Consider the following 24,213-nt stretch of genomic DNA (forward strand, 5'->3'; position numbering starts at 1 on the left):
GTGACGGTCCGCCGTCCGTCACCCCGGCCCGGGGCCGGGGTGACGGCGGGGGCCCGCTGTCGCGCGGCCGCCCTTGCTACTGCTGTTCCCGCCCGCCGTTACTGCGCGGTGGGCTGGGCCTTGCGCTTGCGCAGGAGGAAGACCGCGCCGCCGCCGACGACGACGAGGGCGATCGCGACGCCCGCGATGACCGGGGTGGCGCTGGAGCCACCGGTCTCGGCGAGGTCGCCCGAGCCGCCGGTGGAACCGGCCGAGCTGCCGCCGGACGTGGCCGGGGTCTTGTCGCCGCCGGTCTGCGTGTCGGTGCCGCCGTTGCCGCCGTTGCCGCTGCCGCTGGTCTTGCAGTCCAGGATGCCCTTGAACGTCTTGGAGAAGCCGTTCGGGCCGGTGACCGTGATGTCGTACGCCTGGTCCTCGGCGACCGGGACGGTGATCGTCTCGGTCTTGCCCGCCTCGACGGTGTGCTCCTTGCCCGCCAGCTCGAAGGTGAACGCCTCGTCACCCTCGTTGCTCGCGGTCACGTCCACGCCGCCCTTGGCGCAGTTCTTCTGGGCCGAGACGGCCGGGATGGCGCCCTTCTTGGCCCAGGTGCCGGTGGCGGTCGCGGAGACCGTGGACTCGCTGGAGCCGGCCAGGATCATGGTCTGGCTCTTGGTGACGCCGGCGAAGGCCCGGCCGACCGGCACCGAGGTGGTGGCCTGGACGGTCAGCGAGGCGGTGCCGTCGGCGGTGCCCGCCGGGACGTCGAAGTACAGCTCGGCACCGTTGGACGCGGTGGTGACGGGCTGGCCGGCCTTGTCGGTGACCTTGACGCCGCTGGCGGCGTCGACGGGACCGGTCACGGAGACCTGTCCGGCGTTGGTGTGGACGGTGACCGGTCCGAGCTTCTCGCCGGAGCGGCCGGAGACCGCCGCCGGGTCCAGGGCGAGGGACGCCTTGGGCTCCTCCTGGTCGGTGGCGCTCTTCTCCAGCCAGTCGGCCAGCTTCTCGGCCTGGGCGTCGGTCGCGTCGACGTCGGCACCGTCCGAGTAGCGCCAGATGGCGACCTGGGTGCCCGCCGCCGCGGTCTTCTCGGTGAGCGGACCGGTGCCGGCCGCCTTGGCGAGCTCCGCGAGGTCGTCGACCTGCGGGTAGGAGTGCTCAAGGATCCAGCGGATCTTGCCCGCGTTCTTGTTGCTGTTGAGCGAGGTCTGGCTCCAGGGGGTCTCCAGGTACTTCGCCTGGTCCTGGGTGGGGTTGTGGATGTCGATGCAGTACGTCTTGAGCTTGCCGCCGCCGTCGACGGTCATCTCGAAGAGACCGGCGGGCAGCTGCTGGTTCCGGCCGTTGCTGTGCAGGACGGCACGGTCGAAAGTCTTCAAGCCGTCCAGCACCGCGGACGCGCCGCCCTGGTGCTGCGGCGTCTCGTCGGCGACGGCACTGCCCGCGCCGACGAAGGCGCCCGCCATGACCAGACCGGATGCCATCACCGACGCGGCCAGCCGGGCTATGCCGCGCCGCCTCGGAGATATGGCCGTCGTCCCCGAGGACGACGAAGCGGTCGCTGAAGAAGCAGAAAACACAGAATTCCCCTCCGGGCGGGACCCTCCGCGCCTGATGCGCGTGTGGGGATTGCCCCGCCAGTCGACTCAAGTGCCCCGTGAGTACTCGGAATCCTAAGGACGAAGCGATGAACAGTCCCCCGTCATACCGTCGTACAACCATTCCGAATCGGAATCGTTATCCCGGAAACACTCCCGTTCACCTTCCGGCCCCGTCCACCGCCCGTCGCGACGCCTCCTCCCCGCCGCGGCACCCGGTCACGAGCGCGCCCGCGCCCGGCCCCGGAATCCCGGTCCGGCCTGCTCAGGGGGCCGACGCGAGGGCGGGCACCCCTTCCTGACGCTCCGTCGGGGACCGTTCCGCGCCCGCACTCCCCGCCTGTACGGCCGGGGACGGCTCGGCCTTCGACAGCCGCCGGAACGCCGCCGTCCCCCGGGTCAGGTCGTGGCCCACCGCCACCGCCTCGACGTCCACGGACGTACGGCGCTGCCCCTCCCGTTCCTCTTCACGCACCTTCAGCCTGCCGTGCACCACGAGCGGTTCACCGATCGAAACGGAACCGGACAGATTCCAGGCCAGGGACCGCCAGGCCCACACGGTGTAAAAGCTGGTGTGCCCATCCGCCCAGAGCTGCTTCTCGCGGTCCCAGCGGCGCGGCGTCACCGCGAACCGGAATCGCGCCATTCCGCCGGTCGCGGTCTCCCGGAACTCCACGCCCGTCGCCGCGTTGCCCACCAGGGTCACCAAAGTCTCGTTCATGGATCCGCCTTCCCCTCGGTCCTCGAAACGGCCGCCGCGTGGTCGCGGTCGCCTGTTCCAGAGTGAGGGGAAGGCGGAATTCCTGCCGGGGCCTGTGGACTACCCGCCGGTTGTGGAAATCTCCGTCACCGCCGCGTACCTCTCCCGTACCTCGCGGTAGCGCACGAGTTCCGCGGCCACCGGATCGAGGACCCGGGCCCGGCCGCAGGCCGCCGCCGCCTCCCGCAGCCGCCGCTCGGCCTCCTGCCCGTACCGCCGGGCCGGGCCGCGCGCCGCCGCCGCGCACGACCACTCCACCAGCGGGCCGCCGACCACCCCGGCCAGCATCACCAGGGCGGGCGTGAGGTAGCCCGGCGCGAACAGACCGACCAGCTGGCCGACCAGCCAGAAGGCGCCGGTGAACTGCAGCAGCGTCATCACCACCTGCGCCAGCACCGCGACCGGCCACCACCTCGGCCTCGGCGGCCTCCCGCCGACCCGGCCGCCCCGCACCGCGCCGGAAGCCCCGAGCGCCCGGGAGGCGACGGAAGTTCGGGAAGTCCCGGAAGCGTCGCTCTCCGCAGGGCCGCCCCGGGCCCGGGGCGCTCCGGCGGCTCCTCCGCCCCCCGCCGCCTGTTCGGTCCCGGCCCGTTCGGCCAGCGCGTCGAGCGCCTCCGGCAGCTCCTTCGCGCCGTGCGCCGCAGCCTCCCGGACCGCCTGCGCCCAGGGGCCCGGCAGCCCGTGCGCGGCCTCGTCCGCCACCGTCCGCACCGCCTGCTCGACCCGCTGCCGGGCGGTGATCCGCTGCTCGGGCGGCTCCGGCCGGGTCGGGGACTCCAGGCTCCCGGGCCGCCGGGTCGACTCGTACCAGCGCCAGAGCCGCAGCCACGGGGTGCCGCAGGCGCGTCCGGCGTTGCGGCGCCACTCGCGCTCGGCCGTCTGGCCCGCGGCGGCCGCCCCGACGGCCTCGGCCAGCCGGTCGGCGAACTCCTCCCGGGCCCGCTCGTCGAGCCCGACCCGCCCCTCGGCCACGTACGCCGGGCGGAGCCTGGCCGCCGCAGCGTCCACGTCGGCGGAGAGCCTGCGCGCCGCCGCGCTGCGCTCCTGGACGAACCGGCCCAGCACCTCGCGCAGTTCGCCGATCCCGTCGCCGGTCAGGGCGGAGACGGCCATGACGGTGGCGCCCGGGTCGCCGTGCTCGCCCAGCGCCATGCCGTTCTCGTCGAGCAGCCTGCGCAGGTCGTCGAGGACCTGGTCGGCGGCGTCGCCGGGCAGCCGGTCGATCTGGTTGAGGACGACGAAGGTGACCTCGGCGTGCCCGGCGAGCGGCCGCAGATAGCCCTCGTGCAGGGCCGCGTCCGCGTACTTCTCCGGGTCCACGACCCAGATCACCGCGTCCACCAGCGCGAGCACCCGGTCCACCTGCTCCCGGTGCTCGGTCGCCGCCGAGTCGTGGTCGGGCAGGTCGACGAGTACGAGGCCGTCCAGGGAATCGTCGGCGCCCCCGCCGGTCTGCTGCGGCCTGCGCCGGAGCCGGCCGGGGACGGCGAGCCGGTCGAGCAGCCCCGCGGCGCCGTCGGTCCAGGAGCAGGCGAGCGGGGCGGCGGTGGTCGGGCGGCGCAGCCCGGTCTCGGAGATCGGGGCGCCCGCGAGGGCGTTGAACAGCGTCGACTTCCCGCTGCCGGTGGCCCCGGCGATGGCGACGACGGTGTGCCGGGAGGAGAGCCGCTGCCGGGCCGCCGCCTCGTCGAGCACCCGCCCCGCTTCGTCGAGGGTGTCCCCGTCGAGCCGGGCCCTGGACAGCCCGACGAGTTCGCGGAGCGCGTCGAGCCGGGGCCGGAGCGGACCGCTCGCGGGTACGTACGCCTCGACCTGGGGCGGGTTCGCGTCCCCGTCGTCCGGAACGGACCCGGACCCGGACGCGGCCCCGAGGCCGGATGCGGGGTCGGTCGCGGATCCCGAATCCGCCGCCCGGTCCACGGCACGCCGCGCGATGAGCCCGTCGTTCCAGCCCCGCCCCTCCCCCCGAGCCCTCTCCCGCTCCCGCTCGCTCTCCCGCTCCCTCTCCTTCTCCGGACCCGGTTTCGTCTCCCCCTCCGGCCCCTCGCCGGAACCGGGGTTCCCGGCGGAACCGGACCCTTCGTCAGTGACGGCAGTCATGCTGCCACCTCTCCTTCTGCAGTACGGACAGCGCGGCGATCAGTTCGGCCTGCGGCTCCGGGGTCACGTCGAGGGCGTCGAGCGGGGCGAGCCGCCGGTCGCGCTCGTCGTCCAGCACCCGGTCGAGGCAGTCGGTGAGCAGCGCCCCGCCCCGGTCGCGCAGCCGCAGCGCGCCCTGGGCACCGATCCGTTCGGCGAGCTGCTCCCCCGCGCCCCGGGTGCGGCGGCCGCCGAGCAGCGCGGCGGCCAGCAGCGCCGTCACCGTCTCGGTGTCGGGCGCCGCGTTGCGTTCCATGCCGCGCACCTCCTCCTCGGCCAGTTCCTCCAGCACCCGCCACCAGCGGCGTACGGACAGGGCGATCCGGCCCCGGATGTCCTCGGCGGGGCCCCACCCCCCTTCCTCCCGGCGAACCCCCTCGAAGCCGAACTCCCGCGCCGCCGGGTCGCGTTGCCAGGTCGTACGGATCTCCTCGTCGGCGGCCGCCACGGCGCACTGGAGGAGCGCGGAGAGGCTCTCGACCAGTGCGTCCAGGAGCTCCGCCGAGGTGCTGTACCGGGGGTAGCCGCGCCATCTCGTACGGGCGTCCCCGGCGAGCACCCCGCCTCGGCGCAGCCGGCGCCGGACCTTGGCGCCCTCCGCGTGGTAGGCGTCCTCCACCACCCCGGTGAGCCGTACCGCCGCCGCGTACTGGGCGGCGACGGCCCCGGCCAGCTCCGGCATCCGGACGTCCAGAGAGTCGATCACCCCGGCCGCCGTACGCCCGACCGCCTGCTGGCGGGCCGCCGGGTCCTGGGCGCGGTGGCTGAGCCAGGCGCGCAGCGGGGCCACGGCGGTGGCGGGCAGCAGTCCGCTGCCGGCGCAGGCCGATTCGGGCAGTTCGGGGATGGTGAAGCGGGGCACCTCGCCGAGGCCCGCCCGGGTGAGCAGCGCCCCGTACTGCCGTGACACCTCGCCGATCACCTGGTGCGGCACCCGGTCGAGCACGGTGACGAGCGAGGCGTCGTACTGCTTCGCGGTGCGCAGCAGGTGCCAGGGCACGGCGTCCGCGTACCGGGAGGCGGTGGTCACCATCACCCAGACGTCGGCGGCGCAGATCAGCTGGGCGGCCAGCATCCGGTTGCGGACCACCAGGGAGTCGATGTCGGGCGCGTCGAGCAGCGCGAGCCCGCGCGGCAGTCCGGGCGCGGTCTCGACCCGCAGCGCGCCGGCGTCGTCCTCCCCGGCCCCGTCGAGCGGGTCGGCCCCGTCGAACTCCTCGCACCGGCCGGGGTGCCCCGCCTCCTGGGGCGGCAGCCAGATCCGGGTCAGCTGCGGCAGTACGCGTACCCCCGCGAACCAGTGGTGGTCGTCCGGATGGCAGACGAGCACCGGCGTCCGGGTGGTGGGCCGGAGCACCCCGGCCCGGCTGACCGACTGCCCCACCAGCGAATTGACCAGGGTCGACTTGCCCGCCCCGGTCGATCCCCCGACGACCGCGAGAAGCGGCGCCTCGGGGTCCCTGAGCCGGGGCAGCAGATAGTCGTCGAGCTGGGCGAGCAGTTCGCTCCGGCTCTGCCGGGCGCGCTCGGCCCCCGGCAGCGGAAGTGGAAGACGCACGGCAGCGACACGGTCGCGGAGGGCGGAGAGTGCGTCGATGAGCTGAGGCCGTACGTCCAAGGTCACCACATGCGAAGAATGCCCAACTTTGGAGCCTTTTTGAAGCGTATAGACACCTCTGCGCGCCGGTTCGCCCGGGAAATAAGTCCGGACAGAGCGGACGAGTGGGGGTGCAGGCATAACGAGTGCACAACACCCGGCGCGCCAGACGTCAAAAGCGCTGCACGAATCCCACCCACCTGCGATTATCGGTTCGCTTCACCGAACCTCCACATCGTGCCACGCAGGTGAAGCAACCAGGACAAGGTGATCGGAGCCCTATCCTTGTCCCGGCAGGTCACGGACCGGCCCGGCCCCAGGGCTCCAGGCCGCCGAGGCCACCACCCGGCCCCCGTAGCTCAGTGGATAGAGCAGGTGCCTTCTAAGCACTTGGCCGCAGGTTCGAGTCCTGCCGGGGGCGCACGGTCGAGGACCCTCCTTCGGGAGGGTCTTTTTGCTGGTCGGGGTGTGTGCGGGAAACCCCCGACTGTGGGGCAGCTCACGGTGGTTCGGGGGTGGGGTGGTCCCTAGGATGCGTGGGGTAGGCAACTATCCGCGTATGTCCCGGCCGAGGAGATCCGTCCCGTGAGCACAGGTGCCGTCGCCCGCGAGAGCTACTACGAGCGGACGGGGGCGGGCCGGTTCAAGCCCACGGCGCATGCGGGTGGGGCGTGGAGTCCGGGTGAACAGCATTTCAGTCCGGTGGCCGGGCTGGTGGCGCACGAGATCGAGCGGTATCTGGCGGGCCGTCCGGGTGGGGCGGGCGGGCTCGTCGTCGGGCGGATCGGGTACGACATCCTGGGGCGGATCGCGCTCGACGAGTGCGAGGTCACCGTGGAGACCGTCCGCCCGGGGCGGACCATCGAGCTCCTCGAAGCGACCGTCGTCATCGGTGACCGGGCGGTGGTCCGGGCGCGGGCCTGGCTGATGGCGTCCCTGGACACCTCGTCCGTCGCCGACAGTCCCCGTGAGCCGATGCCCGCGCCGGACGGGCTGCCCCGGTGGGAGATGGGCGGGCAGTGGGACGGGGGGTACATCGCGTCCATCGAGGTGCGCCGGACTCCCCCGGTCCGCAGGGGCCGTACGGCGGCCTGGCTCTCCACGCCCCTCGGGCTGGTCGCGGGCGAGGAGAGCGGCGCGCTGGCCTCGTACATCACGCTGGTGGACACCGCGAACGGGATCGCCGTCCAGCAGGACCCGGCCGAGTGGATGTTCCCCAACGTCGATCTCACGATCCATCTGCACCGGCAGCCGGAGGGGCCGTGGACCGGTCTGGACACCACCGTCACGTTCGGCCCGACGGGGCAGGGGCTGACCAGCACCGTGCTGCACGACATCCACGGACCGGTCGGGCAGGCCGAGCAGATCCTCACCGTACGGCCGCAGCCGCGCGCCTGAGAGCCTGTCGGGTGACCTTCGGTCGATGGGCGGACGCGGCCTGCTGCGTGTGATTCCAAGGCGCCGGAAGCGCGCGTGCCAGGACGTGGCGGCCCGGTCAGAGGTCACCCGACAGGCTCCGAGCCCGGGCGGCCTTCCCGGGGTCGTTGCCGGGGAGGCCGCCCGGGGTGCGGTCAGCGGTTGAAGGAGGAGCCCAGGGCGGCGGCCTTCGCGACCGTGCCGAGGACGCCGTGGCCGAAGGTGAAGGAGCCCTTGGCCGTCGGGCCCTTCGCCGAGGACGGGAAGACCCACAGGGAGCCGGCCTTGTCGTTCTCGCCGGGGGCTCCGACGGCCAGTTGGGCGCGGCCGTCGCGGTCGGCGACGAGCTTGGCGGCGCCGCCGAAGAGGTCACCGGCCTCGGCCACGCCGGGGACGTCCGGGGTGTCCTGGTTGAAGCCGATGGTGCCGGTCCCGGTCGGGCCGGAGGCGGTGCCGGGGAGGACGAGGACGGAGCCCGCGTCCTTCGTCCTGCCGATGTCCTCCCCGGGGACGCCGACGGCGATGTCGCCGAAGCCGTCGCCGTTCATGTCGCCGATCGACAGCGAGGCGCCGAACTGGTCGTGCACCTCCGCGACGCCGGGGACGCCGGGGCTGTCCTGGTTGAAGACCTTGGCCTTGGCGCCCTGCGGACCGGCCAGGCTGCCCGGCACGTAGGTGACCATGCCGCCCAGGGCGAGCGGGTAGTCGAGGTCGCTGTCGTAGCCCTCGACGATCCGGCCCACCACGATGTCGTCGTACCTGTCGCCGTTGATGTTGCCCGCGGCGATGGTCTCGCCGCCCTGGAGGCCGTAGCCGTTGGCCCGCTTGACGGTGGTGGGGGTGGCGGCGAGGCCGTCCGCACCGCCCTTGTGGATCAGGATGCGGCGGGCGTCGTACTCGTCGCCGTCGTGGACGGCGGAGGCCAGGTCGTCGCGGCCGTCGCCGTTGAAGTCGCCCACGGCGATGTCCGTGTAGCGCAGGTCGTTCATGTCGCTGATCAGCCGGGTGGACGCGGCACTGCCGTCGCGCTTGAACGGTCCGGACAGGAGGTGGATGTTGCTGCCCTGGAGGGTGACGACGTCCATGTTGCCGTCGCCGTCGAAGTCGCCGGCCGCGGCGAGCGTGCCGATCCCGGCGAACTCCTCGTCGCCGGAGAGGAGGGTGGCACCGCCGGACAGTCCCTGCGGGCCGCCCCAGACGACGGTGAGCGAACCGGCCTTCCGGAACGTGCCGTTCTGCTCGCCGCTCGCGCCGACCACCAGGTCCGTGTACCCGTCGTGGTCGAGGTCGGCGGAGGTCATGGAGCTGCCGAAGGCGTCGTCGGCCTCGGCGTCGTCGGGAATGCCGGGCGAGTTCTGGCTGAAGACCTGCTTGGTGGAGGTCTGCAGCCCGTTCTTGGAGCCGTACACCACACCCACGTAACCGGCCTTGGCCTTGCCGTCGACGGTTCCGCCGGGCGCGGTGAAGGCCAGGTCCGGGAAACCGTCGCCGTTGAAGTCCTCGCGGCCCGTGGCCGGCGCGGCCGCGGCCCGGCCCACGGACGCCGGCGCGCGGTCGGGCGTCGTGGCCTGGGCGGTGGGGAGGGTGATCACGGCGGTTGCCACGGTGATGGCGAGGACCACGGTGGTTCCGAGGGCGCGGGATGCCACGGGGGCTCCTTCGTTCGGGTTCGGTCGTCTGCTGGGCGGCGCCGGGCCGTCGTGCCGGCTTCGGCGCTGCGCAGATTCAGACCCTCCGTGCTGGGCGACGGTTGTGTCCGGGAGTCGACTGTTACAGCTCCACGACACGAACGGACGGCGAACGGTGGCGCTCCCCACCGCCGTTCAGAATCCGGCTCCCGCGGCGGCCAGCAGGGCGAACGCGAGGAGCGTCAGGAGCGTACGGAGCAGGTGGAGGCGGTTCCAGGGGGCTTCGAACGCGGTACGGGCGGCACTGTCGTCGCCGCCCTCGGACCGGGCCAGCGCCGAGTTCAGCGGGATGTTCCCGGCGATCGTGATCAGGTGGCCGGCGGCCGCGCAGACCAGGGCGGCGATCGCCGGGGCCCGCCCGGTGTCGCCGTCGCCGACGCCAACGACGACCACGGCCGCCGGGAACGCGATCACCCCGAGGAAGAGGCACAGGAAGACCGGGCCGGGCACCTTCTCGTTGAAGCGGCGCATGGCGGCCGTGAACTGTTCGTCGGGCAGCGTGGCGAGGCCGGGCATGACCGCGATCAGGAAGGTGAGCATGAACCCGGCGTACAGGCCGGTGGTGATCACGGCGAGGATCAGGAGGAGGGAGGGCAGCATGCGGGACATCCTCGCGGTGCCGGGCGTGCCGCGCAGCCGGATTGACGCCGGTGGGGGCGGGCCGCGCGGCGGGTTCGCCGGCCGCGCGGCCGCTCGGTCCCCGGGCCGGTCAGCCCAGTTCGCCCTCCCGTTCCGCGCCGGAGCCGCTGTCGTCCGTCCTGCCGTTCCTGATCCGGTCGGCCTGGCCGATCGCCGTCGCCAGCTTGCGGACCGAGGCGTCCTCGGTGGCGGTTGCCAATGTGTCCGCGCGGGCGGCGAGTTCACCGAGCCGGGGGGCGCCGGGGAGTTTTCCGCCCCGGAGCGTCTCGGCGAAGTAGGCGGCCACGGCGGCCACTTGGAGGCGCTTGCCCGCCCCGCCCCAGAGCGGGCCGCCGATCGCGTCGGTGGTGACGGTGCCGCTCCGCTCGTGCGGTGCCCGGGTGGCGGGGTCCAGCCAGCGGACGGTGGCCGTCGCCACGTGTCCCGCCGCGCCGGGCCTGAGGCGTACGGCGTACAGCGCGGTCACCGTGTGGCCGGGGCCGACCTCGCCGCCGTCGACCCGGTCGTCGCGGAAGTCCTCGTCGGCGACCTTGCGGTTCTCGTACCCGATGAGCCGGAACTGCTTGACGGTCTTCCGGTCGAAGGCGACCTGGGCCTTGGCGTCGCGGGCGGTCAGTTCGAGGTGGGCGGGGAGCTGGTCGACGAAGACCTTGCGGGCCTGCTCCTCGTCGGCGACGTAGGTGGTGTGGCCGTCGCCCTTGTCGGTGAGCTCCTCCATCAGCGCATCGCCGTACTCGCTGCCGACGCCGACCCCGAAGAGGGTGATGCCGTAGGCGCGGCGGGCGGATTCGATGCGCTCCAGGATGGCCCCGGCCGTGGTCCCGCCGGTGTTGGCGAGGGCGTCGGAGAGCAGGACGACCCGGTTTCCGGCCCCCTCGACGCGGCCCTCGACCGCCTCTTCGTAGCCCCGGCGGACACCGGCCTCGACGTTGGTGGAGGCGCCGGGTTCCATGGAGTCGATCCGGTCGCGGATCCTGCCCCGGTGGTCGCGCAGCCGGGTCATCGGCAGCAGGGTCCTCGCCCTGCCGCTGAAGGTGACCAGCGCGATCGAGTCGTCGTCGCGGAGTTCGTCGGTGAGGATGCCCAGGGACTTCCTCACCAGGTCGAGGCGGCCGGGTTCGGCCATCGAGCCGGAGATGTCGACGACGAAGGTGAGCGCGACGGGCGGCCGTTCGTCGCGGGTGAGGGCGGCCTTGGTGGCGAGGCCCACCCGCACCAGGGACCAGCCGCCGTCCCCGGTGCGGGCCCCGTCGACGTTCACGGTGAAGCCCTTGCCGGCCGGGCGGCGGTAGCCCTGGCGGAAGCTGTTGACGAACTCCTCGGGCCGCACGGTGGCGGGGTCCGGCAGCCGGCCGCTGCCGAGGGTGCGGCGGGCGTAGCCGTACGAGGCGGTGTCGACGTCAAGCGCGAAGGTGGACAGGTAGTCGGGCGGGGCGGACTCCCGCGGCCCGTCCTTCTCCGCCACCCCGTCCTTCTCCTTGGCGCCGCCCGGCTTCTCGGCGCCGCCCGGCGCTCCGTACGCGGGGGCGGGGACGGGGCCGTCCCGGCGTTCGGAGGAGGCGGCCCGGTCGGTGGTCGTGGCGGCCGAGCATCCGGTGAGCAGCATGCCGCCCGCCAGCAGCGCCCCGAGCGCCCCCTGCCGGGCACGCGCGTACCGCCTCCGATGCGCGGTCGTCCGGCTTCCCGCTGTCCGGCGTTCCGGTGCCGGGCGTTCCGGTGTTCGGCGTTCCATCGTCGTCGTCCCCCTCGATGCCTTCGTCTTCCTGTCAGCGACCTGTGAATGTGACGTTCGAGGCGGGCGTCCGGAAGCAGACGAAGCCGTTGCGGATGGGTCTCGATGCGGCAACGACGGCTGGAAATGCGACGGAATGACCGGCCGGGGAGGGCGAGTTCGGCCCGTCGGGCCCGGCCCGAGGATCGGAATCCGGGAAGAAAAGCAAGTCTTGTCATGGACACTCAATCACGGTCTACTCGCATAGATCGATGTGCCGCCCTCCGTTCCCAACACCGGATACCGGCGGCCGCTTCGACACCCCCGTCGTGCTCCATCTCCCACAGGAGACATCGTCTTGAGTGCTTCCACACCGCTGCGCACGGCCCTGATCGGGGTCGCACTGGCCGCGACCGCACTTGTTCCGCTCCAGGGCACCGCGCTGGCCGCCCCGGCACACCCGGCGTCCGGCAGTTCCGCCGCCCCGGCCGCCGCCTCCTCCTCCGTCTCCGGCATCGAGGACGCCACCGCCCGCGCGCTCGCCCGTTCACTGGCCGATCCGGCCTGGCGCGGCGAGGTCCGCCGGGCCGCCCTGGGGGCGGACACCGTCGGGCTCGGCGGGCTGACCGGCCGCGCCGCCGCCCCGGCCGGGCGGAACCTCGCCGCCGGGATCGCCGAGGCGGACCGGGGCGTCGCCGCCGCCAAGGGGCTCGACGACAGCGCGGGTCCGCTGCTGCGGGTCGGGCTGGCCGACGCCTCGATGCGCACACGACTCGCCTCGGGCACCGCCCCGCTGGTGGCCGCCGCCCCGTCCGACGACGACGGCGCCACGACCTTCACCGCGTACGACAGCCGGGGCACCGCGCACCAACTGCCCCTGGACACCCCCACCTCCCGCCCCGTCTACCTCGTCGGCATCGACGGGGCGAAGGCGGTCGCCGAGGGGCTGAAGGTCATCGACGGGGCCCTGGCCGCCAAGGGCCTCAACGCCCCCGCGCCCGCCACCGCCGCGAGTGCCCTGGCCGCCGCCTCGGGCATCGACACCACCCGGGTCGACTCGGTGCGGGTCGCCGACGTCAAGGAGCCGTTCTTCAAGGGCGACGCCGAGATCTTCACCCTGGTCACCGGCTTCGGCAAGGACGGCAAGCCGCGCGTGGACACCGTGGAGATGCCGTACCTGAACAAGGCGGACACCACCTACTACCCGGGCCAGGTCCTGGTCAACTGGTCCAACTACAAGTACGACCTGGCCGACGCGGTCATGATGGAGGACGACGGGGACACCAACTACCAGGCCCTGGCCAAGGCCATCGCCGCCGTCCTGCTGACCATCACCGACCAGGGCGCGTACATCCCGCTGGCCGACGCGGTGCTCGACGCCATCCCCACCAGCTGGTGGACCGACGACCCGGACTACGTCGAGTCCTGGTACACCCTCGCCAAGTCCAGCAGCGGCAAGCGCAACGGCGCCGCGGGCAACGGCTGGATGACCGTCTCGCCGTACCACGTGTCGGAGCTCTGAGCCCCACGCCGTCCGGCCCGGCCCCACGGCGGGCCGGGCGGCGCACCGGACGACCGGCCTCGCCGGACGACCAACCGAGCCGGACGACCGGTCCCGCGCCGGAAAGTCCGTCGCGTCCGGCCGGGCCGACCGGCACACTGCCGCGCATGGGACGTACGGAGCACACGGAACACCACCGGCCGGCCGAGGCGCTGCTCATCGGCGGGCGCGCGGGGGTGGGCAAGACGACCGTCGCCTGGGAGGTCTCGGCGCTGCTCCAGAGCACCGGGACGGCACACGCACTCCTGGAGGGCGATCTGGTGGGCCAGGTCCATCCGGCGCCGGCCGGCGATCCGCACCGGGCCGGGATCACCGAGCGCAATCTGACGGCCCTCTGGGCGAACTACACGGCGCTCGGCCACCACCGCCTCGTCTACACCAACACCGTGTGCGTCCTGCCGGAGTCGGCGGTCATGTTCGAACGGGCGATGGGGCCGGACGTGCGCCTGGTCCGCGTGCTGCTCACCGCCTCCGACGCCACGGCGTACGAACGGCTCGCGGGGCGGGAGATCGGCTCGGGACTGGAGCACGAGGTCGCGAACAGCAGGCGCAGGGCCCGGCTCCTGGAGAAGGACGCACCGGCGGACACGGTCCGGGTGGCCACGGACGGGCGTACCGTCGCGGACATCGCGGCCGAGGTCGTGGGCGCCACGGGCTGGTGAGCGCCAGGCCGGGCCCGCCCCGTCAGCTCACATGGTGTTGACGATGAGACCGATGTGGGTGAAGTAGTTCAGCCCGCCGAAGAGCAGGAAGGCGATTCCGGCGATCGCCCACACCACGCCGATGACCGGGGCCATCCATCCCCTGGGCCGCCGCAGCGCGAACGGGAAGAGCAGCGCCCCGATCCCGACCAGGACGTACAGCCCGGACATGAAACTCGCCTCCAGCAGCGGCCACTTCGCGAACTCCCCGGAGATGGGCTCCTCCGGCGGGGCGGCGAAGAGGGTGTACTTCCAGCCCGCCGCGGCGATCCCGAAGCAGGCGAGGCCCATGCCGAAGACGAACACCGAGATGGGTCCGGTGGTCCGGGCCGCGCGGACGACCCGGTCGTCGCCGAGGAGTTCGGCGCCGCACTTCCACAGGTAGAAGGAGGCGGTGAGCAGGAAGACGCCGAAGGCCAGGGCCGGTTCACCGAAGATGACGTTGTCGAACGGGAAGCCCTGCCCGGCGAGCGGCCAGGTCAGGGTCATGTGCAGACCGGTCGTGACGAGGGTGAAGCCGAGCGCCGCGAACGCGAGCGACCACCCCTCGAAGGAGACCTCCCGCCCGGGGGCGAGCAGCCGGTAGCCCAGCGCCACCACGAGCAGCAGCCCGGCGCCGGCGGCCACCGACATGATCGTGTTGTAGGTCGGCATCCGGGTCCAGTCGATCTTCAGACCGGACGCGGCAAGGGGCATCAAGGCGTGCGGGATCATGCGCGGAGCGTAGTGGGACCGGCGAACAACCTGGGGGATTTGCCCTGATTTTCCGTCTCTACGGTCGTGTCGCCGTCCGGTCCGGAACCGGTGCGCCGCCCAGCGGGTACGGGGACTCCACGGGCAGCAGCGCGCCCGCCTCGTCGAGGCGGCCCTCTCGTACGAGTCCGTGGACCCGCCGGGCCAGTGGGGTGACGTCACGGATCGAGACCGTCCACTCGTCGGCGTACCGGCGGGCGGCCTCGCCGGAGAGGCCGAGCTGGAGGGAGCGGTGCGGCAGCCGGTCCAGGCGGAGGTCGCGCTCGGGGTCCCACTGGACGCGGGCCGGCGCGCGGCGCAGGTTCCGTCGCCAGGTGTCGCGGTCCGGGTGGACTCCCCTGGCGTAGTGGGAGAGTTCGGCGTGCTCCAGGGCCCAGTCGAAGCCCTCGCGGGTGATCTCGACGGCCAGCACGGTCTCCTGACCCTCCTTCGTGCCCCAGCCGCAGCGGTACATCATCCACAGGAAGCTCGGCTTGATCCAGGTCATCCGGTCCCGCTTCCACGCCTCGGGGAAGCGGCCGTCCCGGGCGGCCGGAAGGCCGAGGTCCGGCCGGTACGCCTGGTACACGGTGACGGTGGTGCCGGTGTGCCGGGCGCGGATCTCGTACGGCGGGACGTCCGCTATGTGCGGGGCTGCCGGGACGTCAGTGGTGTTCGGGCCGGTCGGGGCGGTCATGGCCCCATCAGAACACCGGGGCACCGGGCGCGGCGAACGGATTACCGCGGGCCCGTCATGCGCGGGACCTGACATTCGTCATACGGAGTCCGGTACACGCGGCTCTGCCGGGCACCGGGGCCCGGAGGCCAGTCTGTACGTATCGAGAGCGGGGCCGCCGAGGAGCCCGCCGCCACGGAGGAGGACCCCGTCATGAGCAGCCCGGCCGCCACCCTCGCCGCCCCGGCCACGACGTACGCGGCGGCCCCGGCCGTCGCCGCCGCGCCCTCGCGGGGCCGGACGGTGCTGAGCGGTCTACTTCCGCTGGTCGTGGACGTCGCCGTTCCGCTCGCCTCGTACTACGTGCTGAAGGGGGCGGGGCTGAGCCTCCTCGCCGCGCTGGCCTGGAGCAGCGCGCTGCCGGCCGTGCGGACCGTGTGGGGGGTGCTGCGCGAGCGGCGGCTCAACGGACTGGCGGCGCTGATCGTCTCGGTCAACGCGGTGAGCCTGGTGACCAGCCTGCTGACCGGTGATCCGCGGCTGATGCTCGCCAAGGACAGCGGGGTGAGCAGCCTCGTCGGGCTCGCCGTCCTGGTGACGGCGCTGAAGGGCCGGCCGATGATGACCGACGCGGTGCGGCCCTGGCTGGTGAAGGGCGTCCCGGCCCGGGACGCGGCCTGGCAGCGGCTCGCGGGTGGTTCGGCGGCGGCCTCGGCGGCCTTCCGGCGGGCGGAGAACCGGTTCTCGGTGGTGTGGGGCGCGGCGCTGCTGGGCGAGTGCGTGGTGCGGGTGGTGGGCGCGTACACGCTGCCGGTGGAGACGATGGTGTGGCTCGGCACGGTCGTCATGGTGGTGACGATGGTGGGCGCGTTCCTGGTGTCCGGCCGGGTGGGAGCGGTCCCGATGATCTACATGATCACCGAGGAGGCCGGTTCCGACCGCTGACGGAACGGCCGAAGGGCCGGAGGGGAGCACAGGCTCTCCTCCGGCCCTTCCGCGTGGCGTCGGTCAGGGACGCCGGGGACGAGCGGACGGGGCGATCCGCTCAGTGGTTGCGGGGGAAGCCCAGGTCGACGCCGGACGGGGCGTCGGCCGGGTCCGGCCAGCGGGTGGTGACGACCTTGCCGCGGGTGTAGAAGTGCACGCCGTCGTTGCCGTAGATGTGGTGGGCGCCGAAGAGCGAGTCCTTCCAGCCGCCGAAGGAGTGGTAGCCCACCGGCACCGGGATCGGCACGTTGACGCCGACCATGCCGGCCTCGATCTCCAGCTGGAAGCGGCGGGCGGCGCCGCCGTCGCGGGTGAAGATCGCGGTGCCGTTGCCGAACGGCGAGGCGTTCATGAGGGCGACGCCCTCCTCGTACGTGTCGACGCGCAGCACGCACAGGACCGGGCCGAAGATCTCGTCCTTGTACGCGTCCGAGTCGGTGGACACGTTGTCGAGGAGGGAGAGGCCGATCCAGTGGCCCTTCTCGAAGCCCTCGACGGTGAAGCCGGTGCCGTCCAGGACGACGTCGGCGCCCTGGGCGGCGGCGCCCGTGACGTAGGAGGCGACCTTGTCGCGGTGGGCGGCGGTGATCAGCGGGCCCATCTCGGACGTGGCGTCGTTGCCGGGGCCGATCTTGATCTTCTCGGCGCGCTCCTTGATCTTCGCGACGAGCTCGTCACCGACGGAGCCGACCGCGACGACCGCGGAGATGGCCATGCAGCGCTCGCCGGCGGAGCCGTACGCGGCGGAGACGGCGGCGTCGGCGGCGGCGTCGAGGTCCGCGTCCGGCAGCACCAGCATGTGGTTCTTCGCGCCGCCGAGCGCCTGGACGCGCTTGCCGTTGGCGGTGGCGGTCTGATGGATGTAGCGGGCGATCGGGGTGGAGCCGACGAAGGAGACCGCGGCCACGTCGGGGTGGGAGAGCAGGCCGTCGACGGCGATCTTGTCACCGTGCAGGACGTTGAGCACACCGTCGGGCAGACCGGCCTCGGAGGCCAGCTCGGCCAGCAGGTTGGCGGCCGACGGGTCCTTCTCGCTGGGCTTGAGGACGAAGGTGTTGCCGCAGGCGACGGCGAGCGGGAACATCCACATCGGCACCATGGCCGGGAAGTTGAACGGGGTGATGCCCGCGACGACGCCGAGCGACTGGCGGATCGAGGAGACGTCGACCCGGCTGGAGACCTGGGTGGACAGCTCGCCCTTGAGCTGGGTGGTGATGCCGCAGGCCAGCTCGACGATCTCCAGGCCGCGGGCGACCTCGCCCAGCGCGTCCGAGTGGACCTTGCCGTGCTCGGCGGTGATCAGCGCGGCGATCTCGTCGCGGTGGGCGTCCAGCAGCGCGCGGTAGCGGAAGAGGATCGCCGTACGCGTCGACAGCGAGGAGGTGCCCCACGTGGCGTAGGCGGCCTTGGCGGAGGCGACCGCGGCGTCGACCTCCTCGGCGGAGGCCAGCGCGACCTGGGTGGTGACCTCGCCGGTGGCCGGGTCGGTGACCGGGCCGTAGTTGCCCGACGCGCCCTCGACGGTCTTGCCACCGATCCAGTGGTTGACGGTCTTCATGACAGGAACTCCTTCAATGGCGTCTTCAGAGGTGGTGGCGACGGTCGGCGACGTGGCGGTCGTACTCTTCCCGGGCTTTCAGGGCCGACGGCCGGGTGGCCGTCTCCGCTACGGGAACATCCCACCACGCCTGTGACGGAGGGGGGCCCGACAGAGTGTCTGCCGTTTCGGTCTCGACGTAGACACAAGTGGGGCGGTCCGACGATCGGGCCTCGGCCAGGGCTTCGCGCAGGTCACGCATGGTTTCGGCGCGCAGGACCCGCATCCCGAGGGAGGCCGCGTTGGCCGCGAGATCGACGGGCAGCGGCTCCCCGGTGAACGTTCCGTCGGGGGCCCGCATCCGGTGGGCGGTGCCCAGGCGTTCGGCTCCGACCTGCGCGGACAGCCCGCCGATGGAGGCGTAGCCGTGGTTCTGGAGGACGACCAGTTTCACCGGGAGCTCCCGCTGTACGGCGGTGACGATCTCGGTCGGGTTCATGAGGTACGTGCCGTCGCCGACCAGCGCCCAGACGGGGCGGCCGGGGGCGGCGAGCTGGACGCCGATCGCGGCCGGGATCTCGTAGCCCATGCAGGAGTAGCCGTACTCCACGTGGTACTGGTCCGGGGAGCGGGCCCGCCACAGCCGGTGCAGGTCGCCGGGGAGCGATCCGGCCGCGTTGATCAGGATGTCGTCGTCGGTGACCAGGGCGTCGAGGGCGCCGACGACCTGGGCCTGGGTGGGGCGGGCGGCCGGGTCGGGGGCGGCGAACGCGGCGGTGACGCGCCGCTCCCACGCCTCCTTGGCGGCGGTGTACTCGCGTACGTAGGCGGGGGCGACGCGGTGGCCGGTGGTTTCCGCCAAGGCGGCGGTGAGGGCTTCGAGTGCGGTGCGGGCGTCGGCGACCAGCGGGAGCGCGCCGAGCTTGTGGGCGTCGAAGCCGGTGATGCCGAGGTTGAGGAAGCGGACGTCCGGGCGGGCGAAGAGGGTGCCGGACGCGGTGGTGAAGTCGGAGTAGCGGGTGCCGACGCCGATGACCAGGTCGGCGGTGCGGGCCAGGGCGTCGGCGGTCGCGGTGCCGGTGTGGCCGATGCCGCCGACCTCGGCGGGGTGGTCGTGGCGGAGGGCGCCCTTGCCCGCCTGGGTGGTGGCGACGGGGATGCCGGTGGCGTCGGCGAGGGCGGCCAGGGCCGCCCCGGCCCCGCTGTGCCGGACGCCGCCGCCCGCCACGATCAGCGGCCGCTCGGCCGCGCGCACCGCCCTTACCGCGCGGTCGAGTTCGCCGGGGTCGGGGGCGGGCCGGCGTACGTGCCAGACGCGTTCGGCGAAGAACTCCTCGGGCCAGTCGTACGCCTGGGCCTGCACGTCCTGCGGCAGCGCGAGGGTCACGGCGCCGGTCAGGGCCGGGTCGGTGAGGGTCCGTACGGCCTGGAGGGCGGCCGGGACGAGCGCCTCGGGGCGGGTGATCCGGTCGAAGTAGCGGGAGACGGGGCGCAGGCAGTCGTTGACGGTGACGTCGCCCGCGCCCGGGACCTCGATCTGCTGGAGCACCGGGTCGGCGGGCCGGGCGGCGAAGGTGTCGCCGGGCAGCAGCAGGACCGGGAGGTGGTTGACGGTGGCGAGGGCGGCGCCGGTGACGAGGTTGGTGGCGCCGGGGCCGATGGAGGTGGTGACGGCGTGGGCGGAGAGCCGCCCGGACTGGCGGGCGTAGCCGACCGCCGCGTGCACCATGGCCTGTTCGTTGCGGCCCTGGAGGTAGGGCATCTCGGCGGCGGACTCGACGAGCGCCTGGCCGATACCGGCGACGTTGCCGTGGCCGAAGATGCCCCAGACGGCGGGGATCAGCCGCTGCCGGCGGCCGTCGCGCTCGGTGTACTGGCGGGCCAGGAAGGCCACCAGGGCCTGGGCGGTGGTGAGCCTGCGGGTGCCGGTCGTCATGGGCGTGCCTCGGGGCGGTGGAGGGGGAGCCGGGGATCGACCGGCTGGTGGGGCCAGGTGTCGCGGATCCAGCGGTGGTCCGGGTGGTCGGTGATCAGCCATTCCCGCTGCTCCCCCGGTCCGGCCATCACGTTGAGGTAGTAGAGGGTGCGGCCCGGGGAGGCGATGGAGGGGCCGTGCCAGCCGTCCGGGATCAGGACCGCGTCGCCGGAGCGGACCTCGGCGAGCAGATCCGTTCCGCCGGGCCGGGAGGGCGAGACCCGGTGGTAGCCGAGGCCGTCGTGCTCCACCTCGAAGTAGTAGATCTCCTCCAGGACGGACTCGGCGCCGGGGCGGTGCTCGTCGTGCTTGTGCGGCGGGTAGGACGACCAGTTGCCGCCGGGGGTGAGGACCTCCACGGCGATCAGCCGGTCGCACGCGAAGGTGTCGGCGGCGGCGAAGTTGTTGACCTGCCGTGAGCAGTTCCCGGAGCCGCGCAGTTCGACGGGAACCTCCGGCGCGGGGCCGTAGCGAGCGGGGAGTCGTCGCTCGCACTTCGCTCCTGCCAGGGCGAAGCGGCCTCCGGCGCCGGAGGCGATCTGTGCATGGGCGTCGCGGGGTACATAGGCGAAGTCGGACACGCCGCTGAACACGCTTTCCCGGCCCAGCAGTTCAAAGATCTCACCTGAGGTACGCACCGTACAGCCACCGGCCAGCGGCAGCACGATCCACTCGCTGTCCCCGGTGTCGAAGGTGTGGACGCCGCCGGGGCCGAGCTCCAGTACGCGCAGGGCGGAGCGGTCCCAGCCGGCCCGTTCCGGGTCGATGTCCAGGGCGTACGCGCCGCGCGCCGCGCTCCCGGCGGGCAGGTGGTGGCCGGTGCGGCCGTCGGTCGTCATGCCCGGCTCTCCTCGTTCGTCGCGTGCTCCCCCCGCCGCGGGCGCTTCTCGTCCTCGCGGAGCGCCACCTCGATCTCGTGCGGGAACGGCATGGCGGACGAGCAGGCGAGCCGGGCGGCGACGAGGGCGCCCGCCGCGTTCGCGTACCGCATGACGCGCCCGGTGGGCCAGCCCGCGAGGAGGCCGTGGCAGAGCGCCCCGCCGAAGGCGTCGCCCGCGCCGAGGCCGTTGACCACCTCGACCGGCAGCGCCGGGACCCGGGTGGCCGTGCCGTCCCGGTGCACGGCGAGGACGCCCTCGGGGCCCTGTTTGACGACGGCGAGTTCGGCACCCGCGTCGAGCAGGGCACGGGCCGCCGCGTACGGTTCGCGCTCGCCGGTCGCGATCTCGCACTCGTCCACGTTGCCCACGGCGACGGTGGCCAGGGCGAGGGCGCGGCGGTAGAGGGGTCCGGGGTCGGCGTCCCGCGCGGGGTCCCAGAACATCGGGCGCCAGTCCAGGTCGAGGACGGTGATGCCGGAGCGGTCGCGGGCGGCCAGGGCGGCGAGGGTGGCGGAGCGGCTCGGTTCGGCGCAGAGGCCGGTGCCGGTCGCCCAGAAGACCCGGGCGGCCCGGATCGCCGCGAGGTCCAGCTCGGCGGGGTGGATCTCCAGATCGGGGGCCTTGGGCTGCCGGTAGAAGTAGAGCGGGAAGTCGTCGGGCGGGAAGAGTTCGCAGAAGGTGACCGGTGTCGGGTACGCCTCGACCGGCGTCACCCACCGGTCGTCCACCCCGAACTCCCTTAGCTGCTCGTGGAGATACGTCCCGAAGGGGTCGCGTCCGGTACGCGTCACCACCGCCGTCCGCCGGCCGAGCCGGGCCGCCGCGACGGCGACGTTGGACGGTGAACCGCCGAGGAACTTTCCGAAGGTCTCGACCCGGGACAGGGGCAGACCGGTCTGCAGCGGGTAGAGATCCACACCGATACGGCCCATGGTGATGACGTCGTACCGATCAGACATGCCCATCCCTCCGACACCGCCTCTCGTTCCTCGGCCCTCGCCCCTCGTCTCCCCACCTCGCCCGCCGTCCCGGCGGGCCGCCCCAAGATCTAGCCCGCCCCCGCCCCCCTGTCAATGCTTTGTCCGGACATACGGACCAATGATTGACACTCGGTCACCGTGCCGTAACCCTGGACCGCATGACCTCCTCCGCAGCGGCCCCGTCCCGTATCCGCATCGGTTCGGCCCCCGACTCCTGGGGGGTCTGGTTCCCCGACGATCCGGAGCAGGTGCCCTGGCGGCGCTTCCTCGACGAGGTCGCGGAGGCGGGTTACGAGTGGATCGAGCTGGGTCCGTACGGCTATCTCCCGACCGATCCGGCCCGGCTCGCCGAGGAGACCGGACGGCGCGGGCTCTCGGTCTCGGCGGGGACGGTCTTCACCGGATTGCACCACGGACCGGGCGTCTGGGACCGGACCTGGGCGCATGTCGCCCGGATCGCGGCACTCACCCGGTCGACGGGGGCCGGGCACCTGGTCGTCATCCCCGCGTTCTGGCGCGACGACCGGACCGGCGAGGTGCTGGAGGAGCGCGAGCTCACCGCCGGGCAGTGGCGCGATCTCACCGCACAGACGGAGCGGCTGGCCCGTGAGGTGCGGGACCGGTTCGGGCTGCGCGTCGTCGTCCATCCGCACGCCGACACGCACATCGACACCGAGGAGAACGTCGCCCGCTTCCTCGACGCCACCGACCCCGACCTGGTCTCGCTCTGCCTTGACACCGGGCACTACGCCTACTGCGGCGGCGACAGCGTGAAGCTGATCGAGACGTACGGCGAGCGGATCGGCTACCTCCACCTCAAGCAGGTCGACCCGGAGATCCTGGCCGGTGTGGTGGCGGACGGGGTGCCGTTCGGACCGGCCGTGGCGCGCGGCGTGATGTGCGAGCCGCCGGGCGGGGTGCCCGCGCTGGAGCCGGTGCTGGCCGCCGCCCGGGGGCTGGACGTGGACCTCTTCGCCATCGTCGAGCAGGACATGTACCCCTGCCCGCCCGACCGGCCCCTCCCCATCGCCCGCCGCACCCGCGCGTTCCTGCGTACCTGCGGCTGACGCAACCACCTCCCTCACCCCGAATGCCGCGCCGCGGCCCTCGCCATAGGATGCGGACAAATCGGGGGAATCGCGCCCATCGCCGAGGGAGTCCGAGTGAACTGGCCCAGCGACCCCGGCCGCCGACCACCCGCCGGAGCACCCGGATGGCAGCCACCGCCCACCGAGCCCCCTCCCGGATGGCAGTCACCGCCCACCGGAGCGCCCGGCCGGCAGCCGCCCGCCGGCCACCGCGGGCCGCCCGGACCCGTGCAGCCGCGCCGCGGCCTGTGGAAGCGGTGCCTGTGGGGCGGCATCCTCCTCTGGCTGCTGACCGCGATCGTCACGTACACCACCCGGAACACCAACCTGCTGCCGACGCTCATCCTGCTCGGCAGCTTCCTGGTCCCGGCCGTCTTCATCCTGTGGGCGTACGAGCGGCACGGCCGGGACCTGGGCGTCCCGCTGATCCTCGGCTGCTCCCTGACCGGCGGCATCCTGGGCGTACTGGGCGCCTCGGTCGCGGAGTCGTACCTGCTGCACCCCTCGGTCTGGATCTTCCTGGGGGTCGGTCTGATCGAGGAGGCGGTGAAGCTCCTGGCCCTGATGTTCGTACTCCGCCGCCACCCCGAGGTGCGCGGCATGCGGGCCGGGCTGGTGCTCGGCGCGGCGGTCGGGTTCGGCTTCGCCGCCTTCGAGAGCGCGGGGTACGCCTTCAACGCGGCCGTCACGATGCAGGGCATCGACCTGCGGGCCCTGCTGGAGACCGAGGTGCTGCGCGGGGTGCTGGCCCCCTTCGGGCACGGGCTCTGGACCGCGATCGCCGGTGGCGTACTGCTCTCCTACCGGAGGCCGAACGGGCGGTTCCGCCTCGCCGCGCCGGTAATCGGCGCCTACCTCGGCGTCTCCGTCCTGCACGCTCTCTGGGACTCGATGCACGGCATCGCGCTCTGGCTGGTCATCCGGATCACCGACACCAACCTCAGCCGTGACCTGTTCGCACAGGGCTACCTCCCGACCCCCACCGCCGAACAGCAGCACCTGTTCACCCTCTTCTCGGTGGGCGGGATCGTGGTGATCACGCTGATCGCGCTGGCCTGGCTGAGGTCGCTGGCGCGCAGCGCACGCGGCACCGGAACGGATTCCCGGCAGGACACTCGCGTTCATACCCCCTAGGGGTATACAGTGGAACACGTCGGACCGCACCGGGCCTCCCGGGGCTCCGGCGACGCACACCTTCCTGCCCGCCGAAGAGGAGAAGACCATGACCGCCGAGACCCAGCTCCCCCAGGCCAACGGCTCCTGCTGCACGCCGAACGGCTCCTGCCACAGCGAGGCGGACGCCGGTACGAAGTCGGGCGGCGTGACCGCCGTCTACCAGGTGTCCGGCATGACCTGCGGCCACTGCGAGGGCGCCGTCTCCGAGGAGATCTCCGGCATCGAGGGTGTCACCTCGGTGAAGGCCGTGGCCTCCACGGGCCGAGTGACCGTCGTCTCCGAGGCCCCGCTGGCCGAGGACGCCGTGCGCGCCGCGGTCGACGAGGCCGGTTACGAGCTCGTCGGCCTCGCCTGAGCACCCCCGCGCCACGGGTGCGTCCACCCCGTCC

At 73.1% G+C, this 24,213-nt stretch carries 20 protein-coding genes and 1 tRNA gene; 8 read left to right on the plus strand and 13 right to left on the minus strand.

What is annotated here, in order from left to right; all coding sequences use genetic code 11:
- Window positions 1-98: 98 nt before the first annotated feature.
- The 4 genes from ACIQGQ_RS06050 to ACIQGQ_RS06065 form a co-directional block, all read right to left on the minus strand.
- Window positions 99-1,562, minus strand: a complete 1,464-nt coding sequence (locus tag ACIQGQ_RS06050) for a Cys-Gln thioester bond-forming surface protein (protein WP_402391219.1) — start codon at window positions 1,560-1,562, stop codon at window positions 99-101.
- A gap of 283 nt (window positions 1,563-1,845) precedes the next feature.
- A complete protein-coding gene (locus tag ACIQGQ_RS06055) occupies window positions 1,846-2,301 on the minus strand; it encodes a single-stranded DNA-binding protein (protein ID WP_402391222.1) in 456 nt (151 codons plus the stop codon).
- A gap of 99 nt (window positions 2,302-2,400) precedes the next feature.
- Window positions 2,401-4,440, minus strand: coding sequence for a GTPase (locus ACIQGQ_RS06060; protein WP_402391225.1), 2,040 nt, complete (start codon window positions 4,438-4,440; stop codon window positions 2,401-2,403).
- Entirely contained in the window at window positions 4,424-6,097 is a 1,674-nt protein-coding gene (locus tag ACIQGQ_RS06065; RefSeq protein WP_402391982.1) for a dynamin family protein, read from the minus strand. The genes ACIQGQ_RS06060 and ACIQGQ_RS06065 overlap by 17 nt, the downstream gene beginning before the upstream one ends.
- Window positions 6,098-6,424: 327 nt before the next feature.
- Here ACIQGQ_RS06065 and ACIQGQ_RS06070 point away from each other — a divergent pair.
- Both ACIQGQ_RS06070 and ACIQGQ_RS06075 read left to right on the plus strand, forming a co-directional pair.
- A tRNA-Arg gene (locus ACIQGQ_RS06070) sits at window positions 6,425-6,497 on the plus strand.
- 164 nt (window positions 6,498-6,661) lie between these two features.
- Complete coding sequence (locus tag ACIQGQ_RS06075) at window positions 6,662-7,474, plus strand: thioesterase family protein (protein ID WP_402391228.1); 813 nt, start codon at window positions 6,662-6,664, stop codon at window positions 7,472-7,474.
- Window positions 7,475-7,647: 173 nt separating this feature from the next.
- On the opposite strand, the gene ACIQGQ_RS06080 is transcribed toward ACIQGQ_RS06075, so the two are convergent.
- The 3 genes from ACIQGQ_RS06080 to ACIQGQ_RS06090 all read right to left on the minus strand — a co-directional run bounded on the left by ACIQGQ_RS06080 (window position 7,648) and on the right by ACIQGQ_RS06090 (window position 11,425).
- Entirely contained in the window at window positions 7,648-9,141 is a 1,494-nt protein-coding gene (locus tag ACIQGQ_RS06080; protein ID WP_402391231.1) for an FG-GAP and VCBS repeat-containing protein, read from the minus strand.
- 174 nt (window positions 9,142-9,315) lie between these two features.
- The gene (locus tag ACIQGQ_RS06085; protein ID WP_402391234.1) at window positions 9,316-9,789 is read right to left on the minus strand and encodes an anthrone oxygenase family protein; all 474 of its coding nucleotides are present in this window, start codon (window positions 9,787-9,789) and stop codon (window positions 9,316-9,318) included.
- A gap of 100 nt (window positions 9,790-9,889) precedes the next feature.
- Window positions 9,890-11,425 (minus strand): von Willebrand factor type A domain-containing protein, encoded by a 1,536-nt coding sequence (locus ACIQGQ_RS06090; protein WP_402391984.1) that lies wholly within the window; start codon window positions 11,423-11,425, stop codon window positions 9,890-9,892.
- 463 nt (window positions 11,426-11,888) lie between these two features.
- Here ACIQGQ_RS06090 and ACIQGQ_RS06095 point away from each other — a divergent pair, with 463 nt between their 5' ends.
- Window positions 11,889-13,052 (plus strand): DUF3103 family protein, encoded by a 1,164-nt coding sequence (locus ACIQGQ_RS06095; RefSeq protein WP_402391236.1) that lies wholly within the window; start codon window positions 11,889-11,891, stop codon window positions 13,050-13,052.
- 146 nt (window positions 13,053-13,198) lie between these two features.
- Window positions 13,199-13,753 carry a hypothetical protein gene (locus tag ACIQGQ_RS06100; RefSeq protein ID WP_402391239.1) on the plus strand — a complete coding sequence of 185 codons (555 nt, stop codon included), beginning with the start codon at window positions 13,199-13,201 and terminating at the stop codon, window positions 13,751-13,753.
- A 27-nt stretch (window positions 13,754-13,780) separates the two neighbouring features.
- Here the strand turns inward: ACIQGQ_RS06100 and ACIQGQ_RS06105 are convergent, their stop codons facing one another.
- Together ACIQGQ_RS06105 and ACIQGQ_RS06110 are read right to left on the minus strand one after the other, a co-directional pair.
- Entirely contained in the window at window positions 13,781-14,506 is a 726-nt protein-coding gene (locus ACIQGQ_RS06105; RefSeq protein WP_402391242.1) for a DUF981 family protein, read from the minus strand.
- 58 nt (window positions 14,507-14,564) lie between these two features.
- Window positions 14,565-15,221 carry a DUF4291 domain-containing protein gene (locus tag ACIQGQ_RS06110; protein ID WP_402391245.1) on the minus strand — a complete coding sequence of 219 codons (657 nt, stop codon included), beginning with the start codon at window positions 15,219-15,221 and terminating at the stop codon, window positions 14,565-14,567.
- 192 nt (window positions 15,222-15,413) lie between these two features.
- On the opposite strand from ACIQGQ_RS06110, the gene ACIQGQ_RS06115 reads away from it, so the two are divergent.
- Window positions 15,414-16,145: a VC0807 family protein gene (locus tag ACIQGQ_RS06115; protein ID WP_402391247.1), complete on the plus strand. Its 732-nt coding sequence runs from the start codon at window positions 15,414-15,416 to the stop codon at window positions 16,143-16,145.
- A 100-nt stretch (window positions 16,146-16,245) separates the two neighbouring features.
- Here the strand turns inward: ACIQGQ_RS06115 and ACIQGQ_RS06120 are convergent, their stop codons facing one another.
- From ACIQGQ_RS06120 to iolC, 4 genes are read right to left on the minus strand one after another with little or no spacing between them, the layout of a single operon-like run.
- Window positions 16,246-17,745 (minus strand): CoA-acylating methylmalonate-semialdehyde dehydrogenase, encoded by a 1,500-nt coding sequence (locus ACIQGQ_RS06120; protein WP_402391250.1) that lies wholly within the window; start codon window positions 17,743-17,745, stop codon window positions 16,246-16,248.
- A gap of 25 nt (window positions 17,746-17,770) precedes the next feature.
- Window positions 17,771-19,660 carry a 3D-(3,5/4)-trihydroxycyclohexane-1,2-dione acylhydrolase (decyclizing) gene (iolD, locus tag ACIQGQ_RS06125; RefSeq protein ID WP_402391252.1) on the minus strand — a complete coding sequence of 630 codons (1,890 nt, stop codon included), beginning with the start codon at window positions 19,658-19,660 and terminating at the stop codon, window positions 17,771-17,773.
- The gene (iolB, locus tag ACIQGQ_RS06130; RefSeq protein WP_402391255.1) at window positions 19,657-20,538 is read right to left on the minus strand and encodes a 5-deoxy-glucuronate isomerase; all 882 of its coding nucleotides are present in this window, start codon (window positions 20,536-20,538) and stop codon (window positions 19,657-19,659) included. Before iolB ends, iolD begins: the two co-directional genes overlap by 4 nt.
- Complete coding sequence (iolC, locus tag ACIQGQ_RS06135; protein WP_402391257.1) at window positions 20,535-21,539, minus strand: 5-dehydro-2-deoxygluconokinase; 1,005 nt, start codon at window positions 21,537-21,539, stop codon at window positions 20,535-20,537. Before iolC ends, iolB begins: the two co-directional genes overlap by 4 nt.
- Before the next feature lie 179 nt (window positions 21,540-21,718).
- Between iolC and ACIQGQ_RS06140 the strand changes: the two genes are divergently transcribed.
- From ACIQGQ_RS06140 to ACIQGQ_RS06150, 3 genes are all read left to right on the plus strand, one after another.
- Window positions 21,719-22,627 (plus strand): sugar phosphate isomerase/epimerase family protein, encoded by a 909-nt coding sequence (locus ACIQGQ_RS06140; RefSeq protein WP_402391260.1) that lies wholly within the window; start codon window positions 21,719-21,721, stop codon window positions 22,625-22,627.
- Window positions 22,628-22,876: 249 nt separating this feature from the next.
- On the plus strand, window positions 22,877-23,782 hold the full coding sequence (locus tag ACIQGQ_RS06145; RefSeq protein ID WP_402391262.1) for a PrsW family intramembrane metalloprotease: 906 nt from the start codon (window positions 22,877-22,879) through the stop codon (window positions 23,780-23,782).
- Between the two features lie 88 nt (window positions 23,783-23,870).
- Window positions 23,871-24,179 (plus strand): heavy-metal-associated domain-containing protein, encoded by a 309-nt coding sequence (locus ACIQGQ_RS06150; RefSeq protein ID WP_402391265.1) that lies wholly within the window; start codon window positions 23,871-23,873, stop codon window positions 24,177-24,179.
- Window positions 24,180-24,213 lie beyond the last annotated feature (34 nt).

It is taken from the genome of Streptomyces sp. NPDC092952 (assembly GCF_044754785.1).
In the GTDB taxonomy this organism is placed as follows: Bacteria; Actinomycetota; Actinomycetes; order Streptomycetales; family Streptomycetaceae; genus Streptomyces.

Excerpts from the sequence above, each read along its gene's own strand:
- ACIQGQ_RS06055 (WP_402391222.1), bottom strand. The coding sequence starts at position 2,301 with ATGAACGAGACTTTGGTGACCCTGGTGGGCAACGCGGCGACGGGCGTG.
- ACIQGQ_RS06060 (WP_402391225.1), bottom strand. The coding sequence starts at position 4,440 with ATGACTGCCGTCACTGACGAAGGGTCCGGTTCCGCCGGGAACCCCGGT.
- ACIQGQ_RS06085 (WP_402391234.1), bottom strand. The coding sequence starts at position 9,789 with ATGTCCCGCATGCTGCCCTCCCTCCTCCTGATCCTCGCCGTGATCACC.
- ACIQGQ_RS06090 (WP_402391984.1), bottom strand. The coding sequence starts at position 11,425 with ATGCTGCTCACCGGATGCTCGGCCGCCACGACCACCGACCGGGCCGCC.
- ACIQGQ_RS06100 (WP_402391239.1), top strand. The coding sequence starts at position 13,199 with ATGGGACGTACGGAGCACACGGAACACCACCGGCCGGCCGAGGCGCTG.
- ACIQGQ_RS06105 (WP_402391242.1), bottom strand. The coding sequence starts at position 14,506 with ATGATCCCGCACGCCTTGATGCCCCTTGCCGCGTCCGGTCTGAAGATC.
- ACIQGQ_RS06110 (WP_402391245.1), bottom strand. The coding sequence starts at position 15,221 with ATGACCGCCCCGACCGGCCCGAACACCACTGACGTCCCGGCAGCCCCG.
- ACIQGQ_RS06115 (WP_402391247.1), top strand. The coding sequence starts at position 15,414 with ATGAGCAGCCCGGCCGCCACCCTCGCCGCCCCGGCCACGACGTACGCG.
- ACIQGQ_RS06120 (WP_402391250.1), bottom strand. The coding sequence starts at position 17,745 with ATGAAGACCGTCAACCACTGGATCGGTGGCAAGACCGTCGAGGGCGCG.
- iolD (WP_402391252.1), bottom strand. The coding sequence starts at position 19,660 with ATGACGACCGGCACCCGCAGGCTCACCACCGCCCAGGCCCTGGTGGCC.
- iolB (WP_402391255.1), bottom strand. The coding sequence starts at position 20,538 with ATGACGACCGACGGCCGCACCGGCCACCACCTGCCCGCCGGGAGCGCG.
- iolC (WP_402391257.1), bottom strand. The coding sequence starts at position 21,539 with ATGTCTGATCGGTACGACGTCATCACCATGGGCCGTATCGGTGTGGAT.
- ACIQGQ_RS06140 (WP_402391260.1), top strand. The coding sequence starts at position 21,719 with ATGACCTCCTCCGCAGCGGCCCCGTCCCGTATCCGCATCGGTTCGGCC.
- ACIQGQ_RS06150 (WP_402391265.1), top strand. The coding sequence starts at position 23,871 with ATGACCGCCGAGACCCAGCTCCCCCAGGCCAACGGCTCCTGCTGCACG.